General features: G+C 64.3%; 14 protein-coding genes. 7 read left to right on the plus strand and 7 right to left on the minus strand.

Going from position 1 to position 18,236, the window contains the following annotated elements; translation table 11 throughout:
• Positions 1–336: 336 nt before the first annotated feature.
• Positions 337–1,737: a phosphomannomutase/phosphoglucomutase gene (locus NCR38_RS10130; protein ID WP_250476956.1), complete on the minus strand. Its 1,401-nt coding sequence runs from the start codon at positions 1,735–1,737 to the stop codon at positions 337–339.
• Between the two features lie 447 nt (positions 1,738–2,184).
• Between NCR38_RS10130 and NCR38_RS10135 the strand changes: the two genes are divergently transcribed.
• From NCR38_RS10135 to NCR38_RS10155, 5 genes are all read left to right on the plus strand, one after another.
• Positions 2,185–3,447, plus strand: a complete 1,263-nt coding sequence (locus NCR38_RS10135; RefSeq protein ID WP_250476957.1) for an oligosaccharide flippase family protein — start codon at positions 2,185–2,187, stop codon at positions 3,445–3,447.
• On the plus strand, positions 3,444–4,250 hold the full coding sequence (locus tag NCR38_RS10140) for a glycosyltransferase (protein WP_061119278.1): 807 nt from the start codon (positions 3,444–3,446) through the stop codon (positions 4,248–4,250). Before NCR38_RS10135 ends, NCR38_RS10140 begins: the two co-directional genes overlap by 4 nt.
• A gap of 44 nt (positions 4,251–4,294) precedes the next feature.
• Positions 4,295–5,434, plus strand: coding sequence for a glycosyltransferase family 4 protein (locus tag NCR38_RS10145; protein ID WP_250476958.1), 1,140 nt, complete (start codon positions 4,295–4,297; stop codon positions 5,432–5,434).
• A gap of 24 nt (positions 5,435–5,458) precedes the next feature.
• Positions 5,459–6,505, plus strand: coding sequence for a UDP-glucose 4-epimerase GalE (galE, locus tag NCR38_RS10150; RefSeq protein ID WP_061119425.1), 1,047 nt, complete (start codon positions 5,459–5,461; stop codon positions 6,503–6,505).
• Between the two features lie 69 nt (positions 6,506–6,574).
• Positions 6,575–7,684, plus strand: coding sequence for a glycosyltransferase (locus NCR38_RS10155; RefSeq protein WP_061119280.1), 1,110 nt, complete (start codon positions 6,575–6,577; stop codon positions 7,682–7,684).
• Positions 7,685–7,731: 47 nt separating this feature from the next.
• On the opposite strand, the gene NCR38_RS10160 is transcribed toward NCR38_RS10155, so the two are convergent.
• Positions 7,732–8,427, minus strand: coding sequence for a dienelactone hydrolase family protein (locus tag NCR38_RS10160; RefSeq protein ID WP_061119281.1), 696 nt, complete (start codon positions 8,425–8,427; stop codon positions 7,732–7,734).
• A 773-nt stretch (positions 8,428–9,200) separates the two neighbouring features.
• Here NCR38_RS10160 and NCR38_RS10165 point away from each other — a divergent pair.
• Positions 9,201–10,622, plus strand: coding sequence for a hypothetical protein (locus tag NCR38_RS10165; protein WP_250476959.1), 1,422 nt, complete (start codon positions 9,201–9,203; stop codon positions 10,620–10,622).
• A gap of 11 nt (positions 10,623–10,633) precedes the next feature.
• Here the strand turns inward: NCR38_RS10165 and NCR38_RS10170 are convergent, their stop codons facing one another.
• Positions 10,634–11,092 (minus strand): hypothetical protein, encoded by a 459-nt coding sequence (locus tag NCR38_RS10170; protein WP_061119283.1) that lies wholly within the window; start codon positions 11,090–11,092, stop codon positions 10,634–10,636.
• Positions 11,093–11,303: 211 nt separating this feature from the next.
• Between NCR38_RS10170 and NCR38_RS10175 the strand changes: the two genes are divergently transcribed.
• Positions 11,304–11,606, plus strand: coding sequence for a hypothetical protein (locus NCR38_RS10175; RefSeq protein ID WP_061119426.1), 303 nt, complete (start codon positions 11,304–11,306; stop codon positions 11,604–11,606).
• Between the two features lie 24 nt (positions 11,607–11,630).
• On the opposite strand, the gene NCR38_RS10180 is transcribed toward NCR38_RS10175, so the two are convergent.
• The 4 genes from NCR38_RS10180 to NCR38_RS10195 form a co-directional block, all read right to left on the minus strand.
• Positions 11,631–13,859, minus strand: a complete 2,229-nt coding sequence (locus tag NCR38_RS10180) for a polysaccharide biosynthesis tyrosine autokinase (RefSeq protein WP_250476960.1) — start codon at positions 13,857–13,859, stop codon at positions 11,631–11,633.
• A gap of 88 nt (positions 13,860–13,947) precedes the next feature.
• Positions 13,948–15,102 (minus strand): polysaccharide biosynthesis/export family protein, encoded by a 1,155-nt coding sequence (locus tag NCR38_RS10185; protein WP_061119285.1) that lies wholly within the window; start codon positions 15,100–15,102, stop codon positions 13,948–13,950.
• Positions 15,103–15,152: 50 nt separating this feature from the next.
• Positions 15,153–16,532 (minus strand): undecaprenyl-phosphate glucose phosphotransferase, encoded by a 1,380-nt coding sequence (locus tag NCR38_RS10190; RefSeq protein ID WP_061119286.1) that lies wholly within the window; start codon positions 16,530–16,532, stop codon positions 15,153–15,155.
• A gap of 137 nt (positions 16,533–16,669) precedes the next feature.
• A complete protein-coding gene (locus tag NCR38_RS10195) occupies positions 16,670–18,199 on the minus strand; it encodes a mannose-1-phosphate guanylyltransferase/mannose-6-phosphate isomerase (RefSeq protein WP_086961252.1) in 1,530 nt (509 codons plus the stop codon).
• Between the last annotated feature and the right edge of the window lie 37 nt (positions 18,200–18,236).

The following is an 18,236-nucleotide window of genomic DNA, read 5'->3' on the forward strand; positions in this document are numbered from 1 at the left end:
GCGGGCTGGAGCCATTTCGTGCTGAACCGGTTTGTTGTGTGGCGCGAGGCGACAGACCGTGCGCGATCCAAGCCCGGCTGTTCCTTGAGGGCGACACTTAGGCAGCCCACGATCACATGGCAAGCATGGCCAAACTGCGTGTGACCGCGGGCGTCTCGAGCTGCTTTCTTTGGTTACTTTCTTTGCAGCAGCAAAGAAAGTGACTGCCGCCCCGCACAGGGGCAACGCTAATAAACCACAAAGAAAACGGGATCCGCCGGAAAAGCCCGAACATGTCAGGCACTACGAAGTGCAGGCCGCAGCCACTCGCAGTGCCATCCAAACCGGCGAAGCCATTCAAAACGGCAACTTGGCATCCGGCTTCTCAGCCAGAATCACACGACGAAAATCTTCCTGAATCCGCTTCAGGGCCGCGTCGTTGTCCGCCTCGAAACGCATCACGACGACCGGTGTCGTATTCGACGAGCGCGCGAGCCCGAACCCCTCCGGATATTCGACACGCAATCCGTCGATCGTCAGCACATCGTCCGCTCCGGTAAACTTCGCCGACTTCTGCAAACGCGCGATCAGCTCGAAGTTCTCGCCCTCTTCCAGCTTCAGTTGCAACTCCGGCGTCGACAGCGAATTCGGCAGATCGTTCAGCAGCTTGCTCGGATCCGCCACGCGCGACAGGATTTCGAGCATGCGCGCGCCGGTGTACAGACCATCGTCGAAGCCGTACCAGCGGTCCTTGAAGAACACGTGGCCGCTCATCTCACCCGCGAGCGGCGCGCCGGTTTCGCGCAGCTTCGCCTTCACGAGCGAATGGCCGGTCTTCCACATCACCGGCTCGCCGCCCTGCTCGCGCACCCACTTCGCCAGATTGCGCGTGCACTTCACGTCGAAGATGATCTGACCGCCCTTGTTGCGCGACAGCACTTCCTGCGCGAACAGCATCAACTGGCGATCCGGATAGATGACCTGCCCATCCTTCGTCACGACGCCGAGACGGTCGCCGTCGCCATCGAATGCGAAGCCGACTTCGGCATCCGTTTCCTTGAGCGCCTTGATCACGTCCTGAAGGTTTTCAGGATGCGCCGGGTCCGGGTGATGGTTCGGGAAGTTGCCGTCGATATCCGTGAACAACTCCACGAGTTCGCAGCCGAGCGCTTTGAACAGTTTCGGCGCGAGGCCGCCCGCGACGCCGTTGCCCGTATCGACGACGATCTTCATCGCGCGCACCGGCTTCACGTCCGACACGATGCGATCGAGATAGATTTGCGACACGTCGAACTCGGTGTACGTGCCTTCGCCCGTCGTGAAGTCGCTGTCGACGATGCGCTTGTACAAGCCCTGGATCTGCTCGCCGTAGATCGCGGCGCCGCGCAGCACCATCTTGAAGCCGTTGTAGTCGGGCGGATTGTGGCTGCCCGTCACGACGATGCACGAATCCACGCGACGCTCGCCCGAGGGCAAAGGCAGCGGCACGCTCGCCGCGAAATAACCGACGGGCGTCGGCACCATGCCGATATCGACGACATCGACGCCCGCCGCCCGCAGCCCGTCCGAGAGCGCACCAACAAGCTCGGGGCCGGAGAGGCGCCCGTCGCGTGCGACCACAACCGAGTCGCCGCCCTGCTTTTTGATCTCGCTGCCGAATGCCTGGCCGATGCTCTTCGCGACATCCTTGTCGACCGTCTTGCCGACGATGCCGCGGATGTCGTAGGCCTTGAAGATGGATTGGGATACTTGGCTCATGAGATGGCTACCTCTTCTCTATTAGTTGATGGTTTCTCGGCGATGCAGCCATGAGGGCATGCAGGTCGTGACGGGTGACGCGCCAGCGCAGCGGGCATGGCGCGTGAACGACTGCCAGATGACGTACGAATTCTGCCTATGCGTCTGTTAAATCAACACGAAAGAAACAATTGGAAGCAACTGGATGCAAAAGCCGAGCAGTGCGCGGGCCGTCCGCGGATCGCACTTATAATCGCTGTCTTTCGGCGCTCTCGTGGTTGCGCGCGGCGCTCACAGCCTGCGCGTTCATTCTAATCCAATGCTCAAACGCTCTTTCGCCTCGATGCCTTCGAATGAGGCGCGTCTGCGTGCAAACACACAAAACTTGACCGATCACGCGCGCTTCTTTCAAGGCGGTCAGGCTTGGGTAGCACGCCGCGTGCCCGTTTTTACGGCGGGAACGGCCGCATGAAGGCCCTGACGCGCTCCGGCAATCCGGACGTCGCCCGCGCGCTCGCCAATATCGTGTGGCTCGGGCTCGAGCGGCTCACGCAGATTGCAGTCGCCATCGTCATTGCGGGACTGCTCGCACGCTATCTCGGCCCCGGCGATTTCGGCAAATGGCAATACGCGAACACGCTCCTGCTCGTGATCGCGCCGATCACCTGGGTTTGCGGCGCCGAGATTCTCGTGCCGACGATCGTCAACCGCACGCCCGCCGAAGCCGGCGCGGTGCTCGGCAGCGCGTTCGTGCTGCGCATGGGCGTCTCGATCGCCGCGCTGATCCTGACGTGGATCTGGATCGCGGCGGGCGGCACCGATCCGATGGTCGGTCTGATGCTCGCCGGCCTCGCCGTCACGATGCTCTTTCGCGAGCCGTTCATCGGCGTTGTCAATTCGTGGCTGCAAAGTCTCACTTACAGCAAGCCACAACTCATCGCGAGCATGGCGGCGGCCGTCGTCAAGGCGGCGCTCGTGTTCGCGCTGGTGCGCGCGGCGGCCGCGCCGTCGAGCTTCGGCTGGCTCTGGGCGCTCGAAGCCGCGGCGATCAGCGCCGCGCTCGTCGTGTATTACATGCGCCGTCACGGCGGCACGCTCGGCTGGCGCTTCGACCGCGCACTGTTCAGACATTTCGCGAGCGCGGGCACGGTGTTCTGGCTCGGTCTCATCTGCATGTATCTGTTTCTCAAGCTCGACCGGCTGATGCTCGCGCATCGCGTGTCGTTCGCGGAACTCGGGCTCTACTCCGCCGCGCAGCAGTTGAACGAGAACTGGATCGCGCTCGCGCTGATGCTCTCGCAGACCATCGCGCCGGCGTTCGTCTATCGCGTGCAGGACACCGCGCGCCTCAGACGCAACCTCGTGCGCCTCTTCGCAATGACCGGCGCGCTGATGATCGCGGGCGCCGCCGTCCTCGATGCGCTCGCGGGCTTCATCATCGCGCGTGTGTTCGGGCCGAACTATGCGGGCGCCGCCTATATTTTCCGTTGGGCCGTATGGCTTTCCGTGCCGGCGGGCATCGAGGCGATCGGCAATCTCGTCGTGCTGAAATATCAGGCGAAGTACGTGCTGCTGTCGAAATGGCTGTTCGCGCTGGCGGTCGCGTTCGCGGTGAACTGGTTCACGATTCCCCGCATCGAAGGCTACGGCGCGCTGATCGGGCTCGCGGCGGGCTATGTCGCGGCGGCGTCGGTGAATTTCTATTACATCCGTTTCCGGCTGCGCGCATGAACGATCTATCCGATGTCGTCGTGCTGATGCCCGCGTTCAACGGCCAGGCCGAGGTCGAACGCACGCTCGCGTCGTTCAGGGAAGCGTCGACGGTGAACGCGCTGATCGTCGACGATGGCAGCACGCCGCCGATCGTCGCGCCCGTCATCGACGGCATGCGCATCGACATTCTGCGGATGCCGCAAAACGGCGGCATCGAGCGCGCGCTCGAAGCGGGCATCGCGGCGCTCGCAGCGCGCGGGGCACGCTATGCGGCGCGCATCGACGCGGGCGATCTGGCGACGCCCGGCCGTCTGGCGAAGCAGCGCGCGTACATGGAGGCACATCCGCGCGTCGCGGTGCTGGGCATGTGGACGCACGTCGTCTCGAGAGAAGGCGCGCCGCTTTTCGACCTGACGCCGCCGACCGAGCCCGCCGCGATCCGCCGCATGATGCTCGCGCGCACGTGCTTCACGCATCCGTCGCTGATGCTGCGTGTCAGCGCCGTGATCGAAGCGGGCAACTATCGCGCGCACTATCGCGCGGCGGAGGATCTCGATCTGATCCTGCGGCTCCTGCAGCGGCACGACGGCGCGAATCTGCCCGAGTTCGGTCTCTTCTACGAACTGAACGAAGGCGGGATCAGCGCGACGAAGCGGCGTGCGCAAGTGATGTCGACACTGCGCCTGCAACTGCGTCATTTGCGCGTGACGAATCCGCTCGACTGGGCGGGCATCGCGAAGAGCGCCGCGCATCTCGTGCTGCCGTATCGCGCGTTGCGCAGCCTGAAGGCGCGGTTGTTGAAGGCCACGCCTTCCGCGTGAAAATTTCAATGTTCAGTTCGCGCTACGTTCAGCGCTCTTTCCGGATGACGAAAGAAAAATCGAGTCTTCGCATCGCCCTCGTCTGCAACACGGCGTGGGCGATCTACACCTACCGGCAGGGCGTGCTGCGCATGCTGACCGCGCGCGGCGCGCAAGTGACGATCATCGCGCCGCGCGATCGCACCTTCGAGCCGCTCACGGAAATGGGCTGCCGCTGTGTCGAGCTGCCGGTCGCATCGAAGGGAACGGACCCGCGCCAGGACCTGAAGACGCTTGCCGCGCTCTATCGCGAATATCGCACGACGCGCCCGCACATCGTGTTTCACTACACCATCAAGCCGAACATCTACGGCACGCTCGCCGCGATGCTCGCGCGCGTCCCGTCGATCGCGGTGACGACCGGCCTCGGCTACGTCTTCATTCAGAAGAGCCGCACGGCGCAGGTTGCCAAGCTGCTGTACCGTTTCGCGTTCCGCTTCCCGCGCGAAGTGTGGTTCCTGAATCGAGACGATCACGAAGCCTTCCTGCACGAGAATCTGCTCGCGCATCCTGATCGCGCGCGGCGTCTGCACGGCGAAGGTGTCGATCTCGATGAGTTCGCGCTTCAGCCGCTGCCCGCGCGCGAGGACTTCGTTTTCATCCTGATCGGGCGGCTCCTGTGGGACAAAGGCGTGGCGGAATATGTCGAAGCCGCGCGCAGGATCCGCGCGAAATTCCCGCATGCGCGTTTTCAGTTGCTCGGGCCGGTCGGCGTCGACAATCCGAGCGCGATCAGCCGCACGGACGTCCAGAAGTGGGAAGCGGAGAATATCGTCGAATATCTGGGCGAAGCGAACGACGTGCGCCCGCTCGTGGCCGCGGCGGACTGCGTCGTGCTGCCCTCATATCGCGAAGGCGTGCCGCGCACGCTGATGGAAGCCTCGGCGATGGGCCGTCCGATCGTCGCCACCGATGTCCCCGGCTGCCGTGAGGTCGTCGAGCACGGGGTGAACGGTCTTCTCTGCGAGGTGAAGAGCGCCGACAGCCTGACCGAAGCGCTCGAACGCATGCTGACGCTCCCTTTGGACGAGCGCGAAGCGATGGCGCTGCGCGGCCGCGAAAAAGTCGCGCTCGAATTCGACGAAAAGAATGTTGTCGAGCGCTACAAGGGCACAATACATGCCATTACCGGCATTTCCCTCTGATTTCGAGTTTTTGGAGAACGCATGATGAATGGCAATCAGTCGCCGATAACTGGTGCGAAGGGCACGATTCTCGTCACGGGCGGCGCGGGGTTCATCGGTTCGCACACGTGTGTCGAACTGCTCGATGCGGGCTATGGCGTCGTGGTCGTCGACAATCTCGTCAATAGCCGCGCAGAGTCGTTAAAGCGTGTCGAGCGCATCACGGGAAAGCGCGTCGCATTCTACGAAGCCGACGCGCGCGACGAAGCCGCGCTCAATCGCATTTTCGACTCGCACGAGATCACCGGCGCGATTCACTTCGCGGCGCTCAAAGCCGTGGGCGAATCGGTGGCGAAGCCGGTCGAGTATTACAGCAACAACATCGGCAGCCTGCTCGCCGTGCTGAAGGTGATGAAGGAGCGCAACGTGCGCAACTTCGTGTTCAGTTCCTCCGCGACGGTCTACGGCATGCCGAAGAGCGTGCCGATCGACGAATCGTTTCCGCTTTCCGCGACCAATCCGTACGGCCAGTCGAAGCTCATCGCCGAACAGATCCTGCGCGATCTCGAAGTCTCCGATCCGTCGTGGCGCATCGCGACGCTGCGCTACTTCAATCCGGTCGGCGCGCATGAGAGCGGTCTGATCGGCGAAGACCCGGCGGGCATTCCGAACAACCTGATGCCGTATGTCGCGCAGGTGGCCGTCGGCAAGCTCGAGCGCCTGCGCGTGTTCGGCAGCGATTACGATACGCACGACGGCACCGGCGTGCGCGATTACATTCATGTCGTGGATCTGGCGCGCGGGCACATCGCGGCCATCGACGCGCTGAAGACGCTCGATCGCAGCTTCGTCGTGAATCTCGGCACGGGCCAGGGCTACAGCGTGCTCGATGTCGTCAAGGCGTTCGAGGCGGCGTCGGGCAAACCCGTGCCGTACGAGCTCGTGCCGCGCCGCCCGGGCGATATCGCCGCCTGCTACGCGGATCCGGCCGCCGCCGCGACGCTCATCGGCTGGCGCGCGGAGCATGGCATCGAACGCATGTGCGCGGATCACTGGCGCTGGCAGTCGCAAAACCCGAACGGGTTCGCGTAAAGTCTCGCTGCGCCCCGCGTCGTCGTTCCGAGCGCTGCGGGGCTGCTTCTCCCAACCGGTTCTATTTTCATGCTTAGTTTCGCGCTTGCTTTTCTGGTCTCGCTGCTCGTGACCTTGTTGATCGTGCGTTTCGCACACCTGCAGGAAGGCGTGCTCGGCGACACCGATCTCGCCGGCGTGCAGAAGTTTCACGCGCGTCCCGTGCCGCGCATCGGCGGCGTGGGCATCCTTTGCGGACTGACCGCATCGGCCGTGCAATTGCGATGGGGTTATCCGGCCGTGTCGGGCGGCATTCTCGGCATCGTCGCGTGCGGCCTGCCGGCGTTTCTCTCCGGGCTGATCGAAGACCTGACCAAGCGCGTCTCGCCGCTCGCCCGCCTCGTCTGCACGATGGCCGCCGCCGGCCTCGCCTACGCGTTCCTGAATATCGCGGTTACGCGCATCAGCGTGCCGCCGCTCGATTTCCTGCTGTCCTACGCGGTGATTTCCTGCGCGGTCACGGTGCTCGCCGTCGCGGCGCTCGCGAACGCCGTGAATATCATCGACGGCTTCAACGGCCTCGCGTCGATGGTCAGCTTCATGATGTTCGCGTCGCTCGCCTACGTGGCGTTCCAGGTGCACGATCCCGTCGTGCTGTCCGGCTCGCTCATCATGATGGGCGCTGTGATGGGCTTCTTCATCTGGAATTTTCCCGCCGGCCTGATCTTTCTCGGCGACGGCGGCGCGTACTTCGTCGGCTTCATGCTGGGCGAGCTATCCATCATGCTCGTGATGCGCAACCGCGATGTCTCCGCGTGGTATCCGGTGCTGCTCTTCATGTATCCGATCTTCGAAACGTGTTTCTCGATCTATCGCAAGAAGTTCATTCGCGGGATCTCGCCCGGCATTCCGGACGGCGTGCATCTGCATATGCTCGTCTACAAGCGCCTGATGCGCTGGGCCGTCGGCGTGAAGAACGCGCACGAACTCACGCGGCGCAACTCGCTTACGTCGCCGTATCTGTGGCTGCTGTGCCTCGTCGCGGTGATTCCCGCGACGCTCTTCTGGCGGCACACGGTGCATCTCTTCTGCTTCGTCGTCGTGTTCGCGGCGACGTATGTGTGGCTCTACATGAGCATCGTGCGCTTCAAGTCGCCGCGATGGCTCGTGTTTCGACGACCGCACACCGTGAAGAAGTGAACCGAACGCCGCCCTGCCCCGGGCGGCGTTTTCGTTTGCGGCGTCGATTACGTCAGATGCTTCTGGAAGAACGCGGCGGTGCGGCCGTTCGCAAGTTGCGCGGCCGCCGCATCGTAATGCACGCCCTTGTTGCGCGCGAACGCGTGATGACAGCCGGGATACGTGAACGCCTCGACGTTCGCGTGCCCTTGCACCGCCGCGAGCACGCGATTGCGGGCATCGGCGGGAATGAACTCGTCTTCTTCCGCGAGATGCAGCATGAGCGGCACCTTGATCTTGGGCAGCTCGCCGAGGTACTGGTCCGTGCCGCCGCCGTAATAGGAAACCGATGCATCGACATCGGTGCGCGCGGCCGTCAGAAAGGACAGCAATCCGCCGAGACAAAAGCCGACCGAACCGATTTTGCCTTTCACCTGCGAGAGCCCGCGCGCAGAGCCGATGGTCGCCGCGATGTCCTCGACGCCCGTGTTCACGTCGAACGCGTTGTAGTACTTCAGCGCCTGCTGCCACTCGGCTTCGGTCTTGTCGGTAAGCTCGACGTTCGGCTCGAGCCGCCAGAACAGGTCCGGACACAGCGCGACGTAGCCCTGGCGCGCGTACTCGTCGCACGTTTCGCGCATGTCGGCGTTGATGCCGAATATCTCCTGGATCACCACCACGGCGGGCGCGGGTGTCTGCGCGGGATAGGCGACGTAGGCGTCGAAATTGCCGTCGGGCGTGGAGATGCTGAGCCGGTCGGACATGGGAGTCTCCTGAGTGATGGTGTCGATCGAAAGCGCGCAAAGGTCCGCTCGAGCGTGCGCGTGGCCGATAGTCGAAGTGTGATTCGCGTGTGTGACGGTGAGACATGGGCGATCGGAGAAAGCCCCGCGCGTTGCGAAGATGCAATGGATGCACGCAGCGCAACGCGGCCCGCCTTGCGGCAAGAACCTATTTGATACGCGAAAATCGGCGCGCGCGCCAGCGTTGAATCGCGCGGTTTCGGCGTGCGAAGACGGTCTGCCTCGATACGGCAGCGCTCATCCCGGCGATGCTCGCGAGTCCCCGGATGAAATCGAATCGTATCGATCGATCGGGTTTCGCATGCGTGTCGCGCCGAACAGGCCCATGCCGTTTCCCTTCTGCGAGGGGTCGCTCGTTGTCGAGTGGCTTGCGCGGCCTGAACCGCACGTCCTCGTGGGCCTGCTTGCCCCGAAACCGGGGTTACCTCGTATCGGCGCGTGCACGCACATCGCACGTATTGAGTGGTCTCACGCCGGAACATGTCGCTTCCGGTGATTCAATCTTCGGTCCGGAAATAGGGGGCGATCCGCCAGAATCCCGTGCTTTGCGGACATGAACCCGACGCGCGCGCCGTCGCGGACCGTGGCGATGGAACGCGACGGACAAAGCGTGGTGCGGCGCACATGTGCGTCCGTCGTTTCGCGCCGAAGACTAGTCGCCTGACGCCGCTGCAACGGCGCGCGCGAACGGCCGCTGATATATTCGGCAAAAAAACGGGGTTCCGGGGGTCGTCATGCGCAACAAGTTCGCCGTCTTCTGGATATGGCTTTGCCTGCTTCCGCTCGCATTCGACTTAAAGGGCGTGGAGATGGCGAACAGGACGGTCGATATTCTGCTCACCGTGACGTCGATGGGCGCCGCCTGTGCGATTCTCCTGATCGCGCCGCGCTTCGCACGCCGTTCGCGCATGCGCGCGCTCGTGACCTCGCTGTTTCTGCTCACGATCTTCGGCAGCGTCGCGACGCAATTGCTGCAGGGTAACGAAGCAGGCAACTACGCCCGCGTGATCCTGCCGTTCCTGCTGATGCTGCTCGGCTATTTCGTCGGCTGCCGTCCGTGGGATGCGCAACGTATCGAGCAGATCGAGCGCGCGTTGACCGGCGCGATGATCGCATCGCTCGTGTTCAGCGTCGGCTTCGATATCGCGATATCCGATGGAACCGGGAACGTGAGCATTCACGCCGTCCCGGTTACGTTCCTCTGTCTGCAAGGGCTGCTGCTGCACGAGTTCGTCTTCGCGCAGCGCATCACGAAGTTCGCCGCGCTGATCTTTCTCGCGACGCTCGTCATCGAGATTCTGTGCGCCACGCCCAGCCTGCTCTTCGGCACGGTGCTGCTCATCGCCTACGCGACGTGGCTCGCCGCGCCTTCGATCCGCCTGTTCTTCACCACCGGCCTGCGCGCGGTCGTGATCCTCGGGCTGCTCGGCGCAATGGCGGCCGCATCGGCGACGTTCTTTCCGACCATCGCCCAGCAATGGGTGCAGTACATCCCGTTCGCGAAGGATGCGCCGCCCGCACGCGATCCGGTCGCGATCGCGCGTCTTGCTGAAATGAAGGATCAGGTCGATCAGACCACATCCTCGACGCTCTCGACGATGGTCGGCATGGGCTACGGACACGACTATCGCTATTCGCCTTCGTACTTGCCCGATCTTGCTGGCCTGATCAGCGAGAAGGATTTTTACGCGATCAGAAAGTGGGCGGCCGGCCGCGACTTCTGGGTCTATCAGTTCTTCGCGGGTGGTCTGCTGTTCGGCCTCGCGCTGCCGCTCGCCGTGCTGTGGGCGCTCTGGCGCGGCTCGATGGCCTACCGCGCGTGGCGGCATCGCGCGCCCGATGCGCCGCATCTGCCCGTGCTCGGGCGCGCGCTCTTCGTGCTCGCGGCGCTGCCCGCGACGTCGATCGGCGGCAATCCGCTCGGCGACCGCTTCTCGGGTGTCGTGTTCGGCGTCGCGCTCGGCCTCGTCGTCGCGTCGTATGCGCGCATCGCGCACACGATGCAGATCCGCGCCGCCGAAGCGGCGGGGCACCGGCCGCCGCCGCGGCCTCCGTGGTTCGGCACGCCGCCCGACCTGCGCCCGGCCGGCGAGCCGCTACCGGAGATCCTGCCTGCGAACCCGCCGCGCGCCTCCGGCACGCTGCCCGCGCGATAACGCGGTCACATTCACTGCGCGGGCAGATGCGTCCTCAGATACGGCGCGAAGCCGTTCTGCACGGAAATGATCTTTCTCGCGCAGTCGTCGAAATCGGAGCCTCGCGCGCGCTCGTCGCCATACATGCCCTTGCATTGCGCGAAGAGCGAGATGGTCGCGCCGTTGCCGTTCGCGATGCGCGTCGCCGAGAACACCGGCTTGCCGGTACCCGAAGGTATATCCGTTTCGATGGCGGCATCGTCGGCGCGTGTCAGGCGTTCCTTCGAATTCTGCTCGACGTAAGTCTTCGTCAGCTTCCAGGCCGCATCGCATTGCGCGGCGTCGCGGCACGCGACGGTCGCGTTGCGTTGCGCCGTATCGAGCGTCTGCTGCGAGAGCAGGAACGTACGTTCCTTCTGCTCCTCTTTTTCGACGGACGAGCAGGCGGTGAGGACAACCGAAGCGAGTGCGAGAGCGATGAGCTTTTTCACGGACGGACAGCCTAATAACCAGGTCGGACGGCGATTATAACGACGCCCGCTTTCGTCGCACGTAATACGCGGCTGCATTGCGTGCCGGCCGGCGTGAATGGCCGCTCGCGCAGGGTTTTTGGCGTTAGTGGCCGGCGGCGCGCAATATCCTGTGTTCATGCGTGCGCGGCTCGCCGCCAACGCACCCGACAAGCAAGCCCGGAGGAGACTCATGAAACATGCGCTACGCACGGCGCTTTTGTCGCTGACCATGACCGCTCTCGTGCCATCGGCCGTGCAGGCAGGCGATGCCGCGGATCCATCGGCGACGGACAAGCTGCTCGCGCAGCAGAACGGATATGTGGGTAATCCCGCGGGCGGCGCGCGGCTGCGTCCGAGCCGACCCAAGGCCGACGCCCGGGCGATGATGATGCCGAAAAGCGCGGCTGCGGCGCTCTATCCGGCGCCCGCGGGCCTGAATCCGCCAGCGGCGAATGCCGCGCGATCGCGCGACATCTACAAGTCGCCTTACTGAAGATCCGCAGGCCCGAGCGGGCTTTCACTCCGCGATGCTTTCGTAGCCGTAGTAGCCGGCGTACGTGCTGCCCATCAATATCTTCGATTGCGGAACGTCGGTGAGCAGAACGCCCTTCATGTGCACGCCGCCGTGATACAGGCGCTTCATCGTTTCGCCGATCTCCTGCACCTGATTCTTGCCGTGCCGCACGACGAGCAGGCTCGTGCCCGCGTGCCTGCCGACCACCGTCGCGTCGGTCACCGCGAGCACCGGCGGCGTGTCGATGACCACGAGATCGTAGTGCTGCTTCAGTTCGGCGAGCATTTCACCGAGGCGGTCGCTCGCAAGCAGCTCCGCCGGATGAGACGGCAGCGAGCCCTTCGGGATCAGATCGACGCCGGGCAGCACGTCGTGAAGGATCGTGCTCATCACGTCGGCGCCCATCAGCACGTCGGAAAGACCGGGCGAGTGGCGCACGCCGAAGTGCGAGTGAATGTCGCCGCGGCGCATGTCGGCGTCGATCAGCAGCACGCGCTTTCTCGTCGAGGCGACGAGCGTCGCGAGATTCGCCGACATGAACGACTTGCCCGCTTCCGGACGCGAGCCCGTCAGCATCACGACGTTGTTGCGCGCATCGGAAAGCTGCAATTGCAGCGACGTGCGCAGGCTGCGGATGCCTTCGACCGCCGCGTCTTCCGGCGCTTGCGCGGCGAGCACGTGCAGCCCCTCGCGGCGCATGCCGACCTGGCGCTGCAGACGAAGCTGCTGCGTGCTGCGCGGCACGATCGCGAAGACGCGCGTGCCCAGTTGCCGTTCGATGTCTTCCGGACGCTCGACGCCGCCAAACAGCGCCTTGCGGACGAATGCGACGATGATGCCGAGCACGAGTCCGATCGCCGCCGAGATCAGGATCACGAGCGCGCGTTTCGGACGCACGGGATCGTCGGCGACCTGTGCGAGGTAGACGATGCGCACGTTGCTCACCTGCCCCGCCTTCGCGATGCGCAGTTGCTGCACGCTGTTGAGCAGGTTCGTGTAGAGCTCGCTGTTCGCGCGCACGTCGCGCGTGTAGCGCAGCGCGGTCTGCTCGGTATCGGGCAGCGTCGACACGTTCTTGCCGAGGCGCGTCTGCGCGGCGGTGAGCGCGGCGATCTGCGCATCGAGCGCCTGGACCGACGGATGATTCGCCGTGAAGCGCAGCGACAGCTCCGCGCGCTGTTGCTGCAAGTCCGAGAGCTTCGTCTTGTTATCGACGATCTGTTGCAGCAGAAGCCGGCTTTCCTCGGAGAGATCCACCGACCCTTGCTTGTTGCGAAACGCGCTGTAGCGCTGCTCGGCTTCGTCGAGCTGCTTCTTCACGACCGGCAGTTGCTGTTCCAGAAACGCGAGCGTGTGCTCGGCTTCGGCCGAGCGCTTCTGCGCATCCTGCTCCACATAGCGGTTCGCGATGTTATTGACGATCGCGGCGATTTCCTTCGGATTACTACCTTCCAGAGACACGCCGATGATGCCCGATTGCAATGCGGTCTCCGCCACGGTGAGACGCTTTTGCAGACGGTCGATGGTCGTGAGCGTCGAGAAGCGCTGCAAGTCGAACTGCACGCCGGGCTTGCTCGTGAGCTTGTCGACCTTGAGCGTGATGGGGCCTTGCGGCGTCATGCCGGAGGCTTCCTGGCCGACATGGCCGGTGAGAATTCCCAGGCCGTCCGGGTCCTGCAACACGTATGCGCCGCGTTCACCGGCGACGAGCGTGAACTTTCTGTCGTAGAGCGTCTTCGGCGTGTCGAAGCGCGGCACGTCGATCTCTTCGTCGCCCCATGCAAAGCGCGACAGATATCCCGATGGAACCGGCTTGTTCAGCATCGAGAATACGTTGCCGACGAGCTTGCCGACGACCGGAAACGAACGCGGCGACGCGCTGATGTCGAGATGCATGCGCCGCACCGTGTCGTCGATGAAGAGGCGCGAGCGCAACAACTCGATCTGCGCGGCGGTGATGGATTTCGTATCGGTGAGCTGCGGCACGACGGCCTGCGCCGCATTGGCGCTGGCGCTCGGCTTGTTGCCGCTGGCCTCGTCGACCTGGATCATCGCGTCCGCCTTGTAGGTCGGCGGCGCGAGGTAGGCGTAGGCGGTTCCGAGCGCGACCACGGCGAGCATGACGAACGTCACGAGCTTCCAGTTGCGCATCACCGCGGCCAGATAATCGGACAGCCGCAACTCGTCGGCTGTCGATACGTCCGTATACCGCGTATCAAAGTTCATCGCCATGATCTCGCTCGGTTGTATTTTTTGAGTCGAACAATGATGCTCCGGCGCGCCCCCGCGCGCGCCGGTCAAACGCCTGCGGTCAATCCACTTACTTCGTCAGCACGGCCGCCGTCAGACCCGCGTTGATCGCCGGCAAGAGCAGGTTCAGCACGCGCGAGAAGCGGACGAGCCCGTTGTTGTCCACGTACACGACGTCATGCGGCTGCAGTTCGAAGTTGTTCGCGAGCAGCATCGATACCGGCGAACGCGCATCGAGCTTGTAGACCTCCGGGTTGTCCGTCTGGCCGTTGCGGATCACGTAAAGCTCGCGCGGGTCCGACGTTTCCGGATTGAAGCTGCCCGCCTGCGAGATCGCGTCCGAAAGCGTGAGCTTGCCGTTGCGCATCGGGATGACGGTGGCGGGCTTGGTCACTTCGCCCATCACGTAGACGCCGTTTTCGTCGCGCGAATCGACACGCAGCGCATCGCCCGGCCTGAGCATGATGTCCGACGGGCTGCGGCCCTTCGCCGTCATGCCGGCCATGTTGATGTTGTACGTGACGCCGTCGCGGATCAGCGTGACGCGGCTCTGGTCCGCCGTCGTCGCAAAGCCGCCCGCGCGCCCGATCGCCTCGGTGAGCGTCATCGGAATGTCGTTGATCTGTTGCGCGCCCGGCGTGCGCACGTCGCCGTCGATATACACCTGCGACGCGCGGAACGACGCGACGCGCACCGTCACCTGCGGTTTCACGAACACCTTCGAGAGCTCCGAGTACAGCTCGCGCTGAACCTGCGTCTCGGTCTTGCCCGCGACATGCAGCGGACGGGTCACGTACGGGAACTGCAGATTGCCGTCCGCATCGACGACGAAGCCGGGTGCGGCATCCGAGGTGCGCGTCTGCTGCGCAGGCTGGCCGAGTGCCGCGACGAGCTCGGGGTGATCCCACACCGTGATCTGCAGCACGTCGCCGACGCCCAGCTTGTACGGCGCCGGCTTGCCGTAGAGCGAAGCGTTCGGATCGGTCGCAGCCGAAGGCTGCGCGGTGCGCATCTTCTTCACGAGCGCGGCGTCGATCGTCGTGATCGGAATGTTGGTCGTGGTGGCCGGATCACCCTGATCGTTCGACGTCTCGACGAGCGCGGCCGGCTTTTCCATGTGCATGCCCGGCGCGAGCCCGCAACCCGTCAGGATCACGGAGATGGAAGCTGCCGCAGCCAGGCTCGTGAGGCGGAAGATACGCGACACGTTGGTGTTGGCGGCCATGGAGGTGGTGCCCGGTTGTTGTTGATTGTGCATAATGGTCGTCCCCTGCATCAGTAAGCGTTGGTGTGGCGTAGTCCCTTGAAGATCGTTGCGGCAATGATTCTCATATCGAGTCCGAACGACCAGTTACCCAGGTAGTACAAATCGTGAGCGACGCGTCCTTCCATCTTTTCGATCCGATCCGTTTCTCCACGAAAACCGTTGACCTGGGCCCAGCCGGTGATGCCTGGCTTGATCCGGTAACGATGGATGTACCCCGATACGACCTTCTGATACAGGTCGTCATGTTCAAGCGCGTGTGGACGCGGGCCCACGACCGACATGTCGCCACGCAGAACGTTGAAGAACTGCGGTAGCTCATCGAGGCTGGTGCGGCGCAGGAATGCCCCGACACGGGTCACGCGCGGATCGCCGCGCGTGGCCTGGCGGAGCACCCCGGCCTGTTCCGTGTGCATGCGCATCGAACGGAACTTGTAGATGGTGAAGACGCGGCCATCCGCGCCCTTGCGGCGTTGCCGGAAAAGCACGGGCCCGCGCGAAGTCAGCTTGATCGCGAGCGCGATGCAGATCAGCGCCGGCGAAACGGCGATGATCGCGCCGAGCGCGAACGCGCGGTCGAAGAGTTCCTTCTGCAACTGCGCGGACGCCGACAGCGGCGACGCGACCAGATTGATCGCGGGCTCGCCGAGGAGATCGGTCACGCCGCTTTCGAAGAGCGCAAGGCTGCGCACATCCGGAATGAAGCGCACATTGAGCAGATCGTCGCGGAATTCGTTCACGAAGCGCAGGATCGTGCGCTCTTCGGAAAGCGGCAGCGCAAGCCACACCTCGTGCACGTTCTGCGTGCGCACGAAGTTGACGAATTCGTCGAAGTCGTCGTACACCGGCAGGCGCGTGTTGAGCCGTGCCTTGGCCGGCGCCGCATTGAACGCGGCGCGCATGCGAAAGCCCGCGTCCGGCGAGCGCTCGATCTTGCGCAGGATCGAATCGCAATGCCTGCCGCAACCGACGATCGCCACCTGTTGAAGGTTCAGGCCGGCGTGGCGCATGTGCGCGAGGATCGCGTGCGTGATGAGACGCCCGGCGATCATGAGGCCGCCGGACATCGCGGTCCAGTAGGCGAACCAGAGGCGCGACACGTAGTCGAGTCGATGCAGGGAGAACATGAGCGCGAGCGCGCAGCCCTGCACGACGAGCCAGCCGAGCGAGACCTGGCACGCGAGCTGAAGCTTGCTGCGGCCGCGCCACGACTGGTAGACGCCGAAACCAGGAAAGAGCGCGAGCGAGAACGCCGCCGCGAATGCGACGAACGCCACCGAATAGGTGTGAGCCTCGATGTACTCGAACCTGATTTGCGACGCCACTGCCGCGCCGCCGACGATCATCACGACGTCGAACAGGCGCGCGAGCAATCCCTGTAAATCGCGCATGTTGTTTTCCCCGAACGCAATCAGCCCTTAACCGCCCTCTTCAGTCTCCTCCTCGCGTCGCGCCCGTCTTTGTCGAATGAAAGCCGTTGCAAAGAAGTCGGTCGCATCAACCCGTCATGCCATCGCCCGCCGAGCGCTCAATGGCGCCCGTAGGTGTCGTCGAAGCGCACGATGTCGTCTTCGCCGAGATAGCTCCCCGACTGCACCTCGATGATCTCGAGCGGCACCTTGCCCGGGTTCTCCAGACGGTGCCGCACACCGAGCGGAATGAACGTCGATTCGTTCTCGCTCAGCAAAAACTGCTCTTCACCGCGCGTCACGAGCGCCGTGCCGCACACGACGATCCAGTGCTCCGCGCGATGGTGATGCATCTGCAACGACAGCTTCGAACCCGGCGACACCACGATGCGCTTCACCTGAAAGCGCTCGCCGTGCTCGATCGAATCGTAGAAGCCCCACGGACGGCGCACCTTGCGATGCGTGTCCGCTTCGGGCGCATGCTGCTCGCGGATGCGCGCAACGAGCCCCTTGATGTCCTGCACGCGCGAACGGTCGGCGACGAGCACGGCGTCGTCCGTCTCGACGACGATCACGTTGGTCGTGCCGACACACGCGACGAGCCGTCCGCCTTCGGAGCGCGCATAGCTCGATGTCGCGCCTTCGAACACGACACGGCCGCTCGCGACGTTGCCGGACTCGTCCTTGTCCATCGCGTCCCACACGGCGTCCCACGAGCCGAGATCCGACCAGCCCGCGACGAGCGGCACGACGATGCCGTCGCACGGCTTCGTCGGCGTGCCGATGTGTTCCATCACGGCATAGTCGATCGAGTCGGACGGCGCGCGGCCGAATTGCGCGGCCTGCGGACGGAAGAACTTGCCGTCGTCCTCGCCTTCCTTCGCCGCGGCCGAGCAAGCCGCGTACATATCGGCGTTGAGCTTCCCGAGTGCCGCGAGCCACACGCTCGCGCGCACGATGAAGATGCCGCTGTTCCACCAGTACGTGCCCGCCGCGACATATTGAGCGGCGAGTTCGGCCGCGGGCTTCTCGACGAAGCGATCGATCTCGTGCGCGCCATCGTCGAGCGCGTCGCCCAGACGGATGTAGCCGAAGCCGGTGTCGGGGCGCGTCGGCGGAATGCCGAGCGTCGCGATCACGCCGCGCTCCGCATGCTCCGCCGCGATCGCGATCGCGCGATGCAGCGCGGGAATGTCGGCGATTGAGTGATCGGCCGGCATCGCGACCATGATCGCGTCCTCGCCGTCCTTCACCGCGGCGAGCGCCGCGAGCGTGAGCGCGGGCGCGGTGTCGCGGCGCGCCGGCTCGACGATGATGCGTGCGTCGACGCCGCTTTCGCGCGTCTGCTCTTCGGTCGTGAAACGATGCTCCTCGCCGCACACGATGATCGGCTCGCCATCCACCCTGAAGTCGCCCGCGAAGCCTTTCAGCCGCGAAACCGTGGCCTGCAACAACGAGTCGTGACCGATGACGCCGATCAGCTGCTTCGGGAACTGTTCACGCGACATCGGCCACAGGCGCGTGCCCGAGCCGCCGGCGAGGATCACAGGAACGAGGCGGCGGCACGGCCCGGCCAGTCCGGCCAGGCTCGCCTCGACACCCGCTGCTCCCTGCTCCACCTCGCCCTTCGTGCGTGCTTCATTCGTCATAGAGGACTCTCCTCCCTGCAAATTCGTTCGAACGGCA

Source organism: Caballeronia sp. INML1 (assembly GCF_023631085.1).
Classification (GTDB): Bacteria; Pseudomonadota; Gammaproteobacteria; order Burkholderiales; family Burkholderiaceae; genus Caballeronia; species Caballeronia turbans.

Coding starts and splice junctions, on each gene's coding strand:
- NCR38_RS10130 (WP_250476956.1), bottom strand. CDS start 1,737: ATGAGCCAAGTATCCCAATCCATCTTCAAGGCCTACGACATCCGCGGC.
- NCR38_RS10135 (WP_250476957.1), top strand. CDS start 2,185: ATGAAGGCCCTGACGCGCTCCGGCAATCCGGACGTCGCCCGCGCGCTC.
- NCR38_RS10140 (WP_061119278.1), top strand. CDS start 3,444: ATGAACGATCTATCCGATGTCGTCGTGCTGATGCCCGCGTTCAACGGC.
- NCR38_RS10145 (WP_250476958.1), top strand. CDS start 4,295: ATGACGAAAGAAAAATCGAGTCTTCGCATCGCCCTCGTCTGCAACACG.
- galE (WP_061119425.1), top strand. CDS start 5,459: ATGAATGGCAATCAGTCGCCGATAACTGGTGCGAAGGGCACGATTCTC.
- NCR38_RS10155 (WP_061119280.1), top strand. CDS start 6,575: ATGCTTAGTTTCGCGCTTGCTTTTCTGGTCTCGCTGCTCGTGACCTTG.
- NCR38_RS10160 (WP_061119281.1), bottom strand. CDS start 8,427: ATGTCCGACCGGCTCAGCATCTCCACGCCCGACGGCAATTTCGACGCC.
- NCR38_RS10165 (WP_250476959.1), top strand. CDS start 9,201: ATGCGCAACAAGTTCGCCGTCTTCTGGATATGGCTTTGCCTGCTTCCG.
- NCR38_RS10175 (WP_061119426.1), top strand. CDS start 11,304: ATGAAACATGCGCTACGCACGGCGCTTTTGTCGCTGACCATGACCGCT.
- NCR38_RS10180 (WP_250476960.1), bottom strand. CDS start 13,859: ATGGCGATGAACTTTGATACGCGGTATACGGACGTATCGACAGCCGAC.
- NCR38_RS10185 (WP_061119285.1), bottom strand. CDS start 15,102: ATGGCCGCCAACACCAACGTGTCGCGTATCTTCCGCCTCACGAGCCTG.
- NCR38_RS10190 (WP_061119286.1), bottom strand. CDS start 16,532: ATGCGCGATTTACAGGGATTGCTCGCGCGCCTGTTCGACGTCGTGATG.
- NCR38_RS10195 (WP_086961252.1), bottom strand. CDS start 18,199: ATGACGAATGAAGCACGCACGAAGGGCGAGGTGGAGCAGGGAGCAGCG.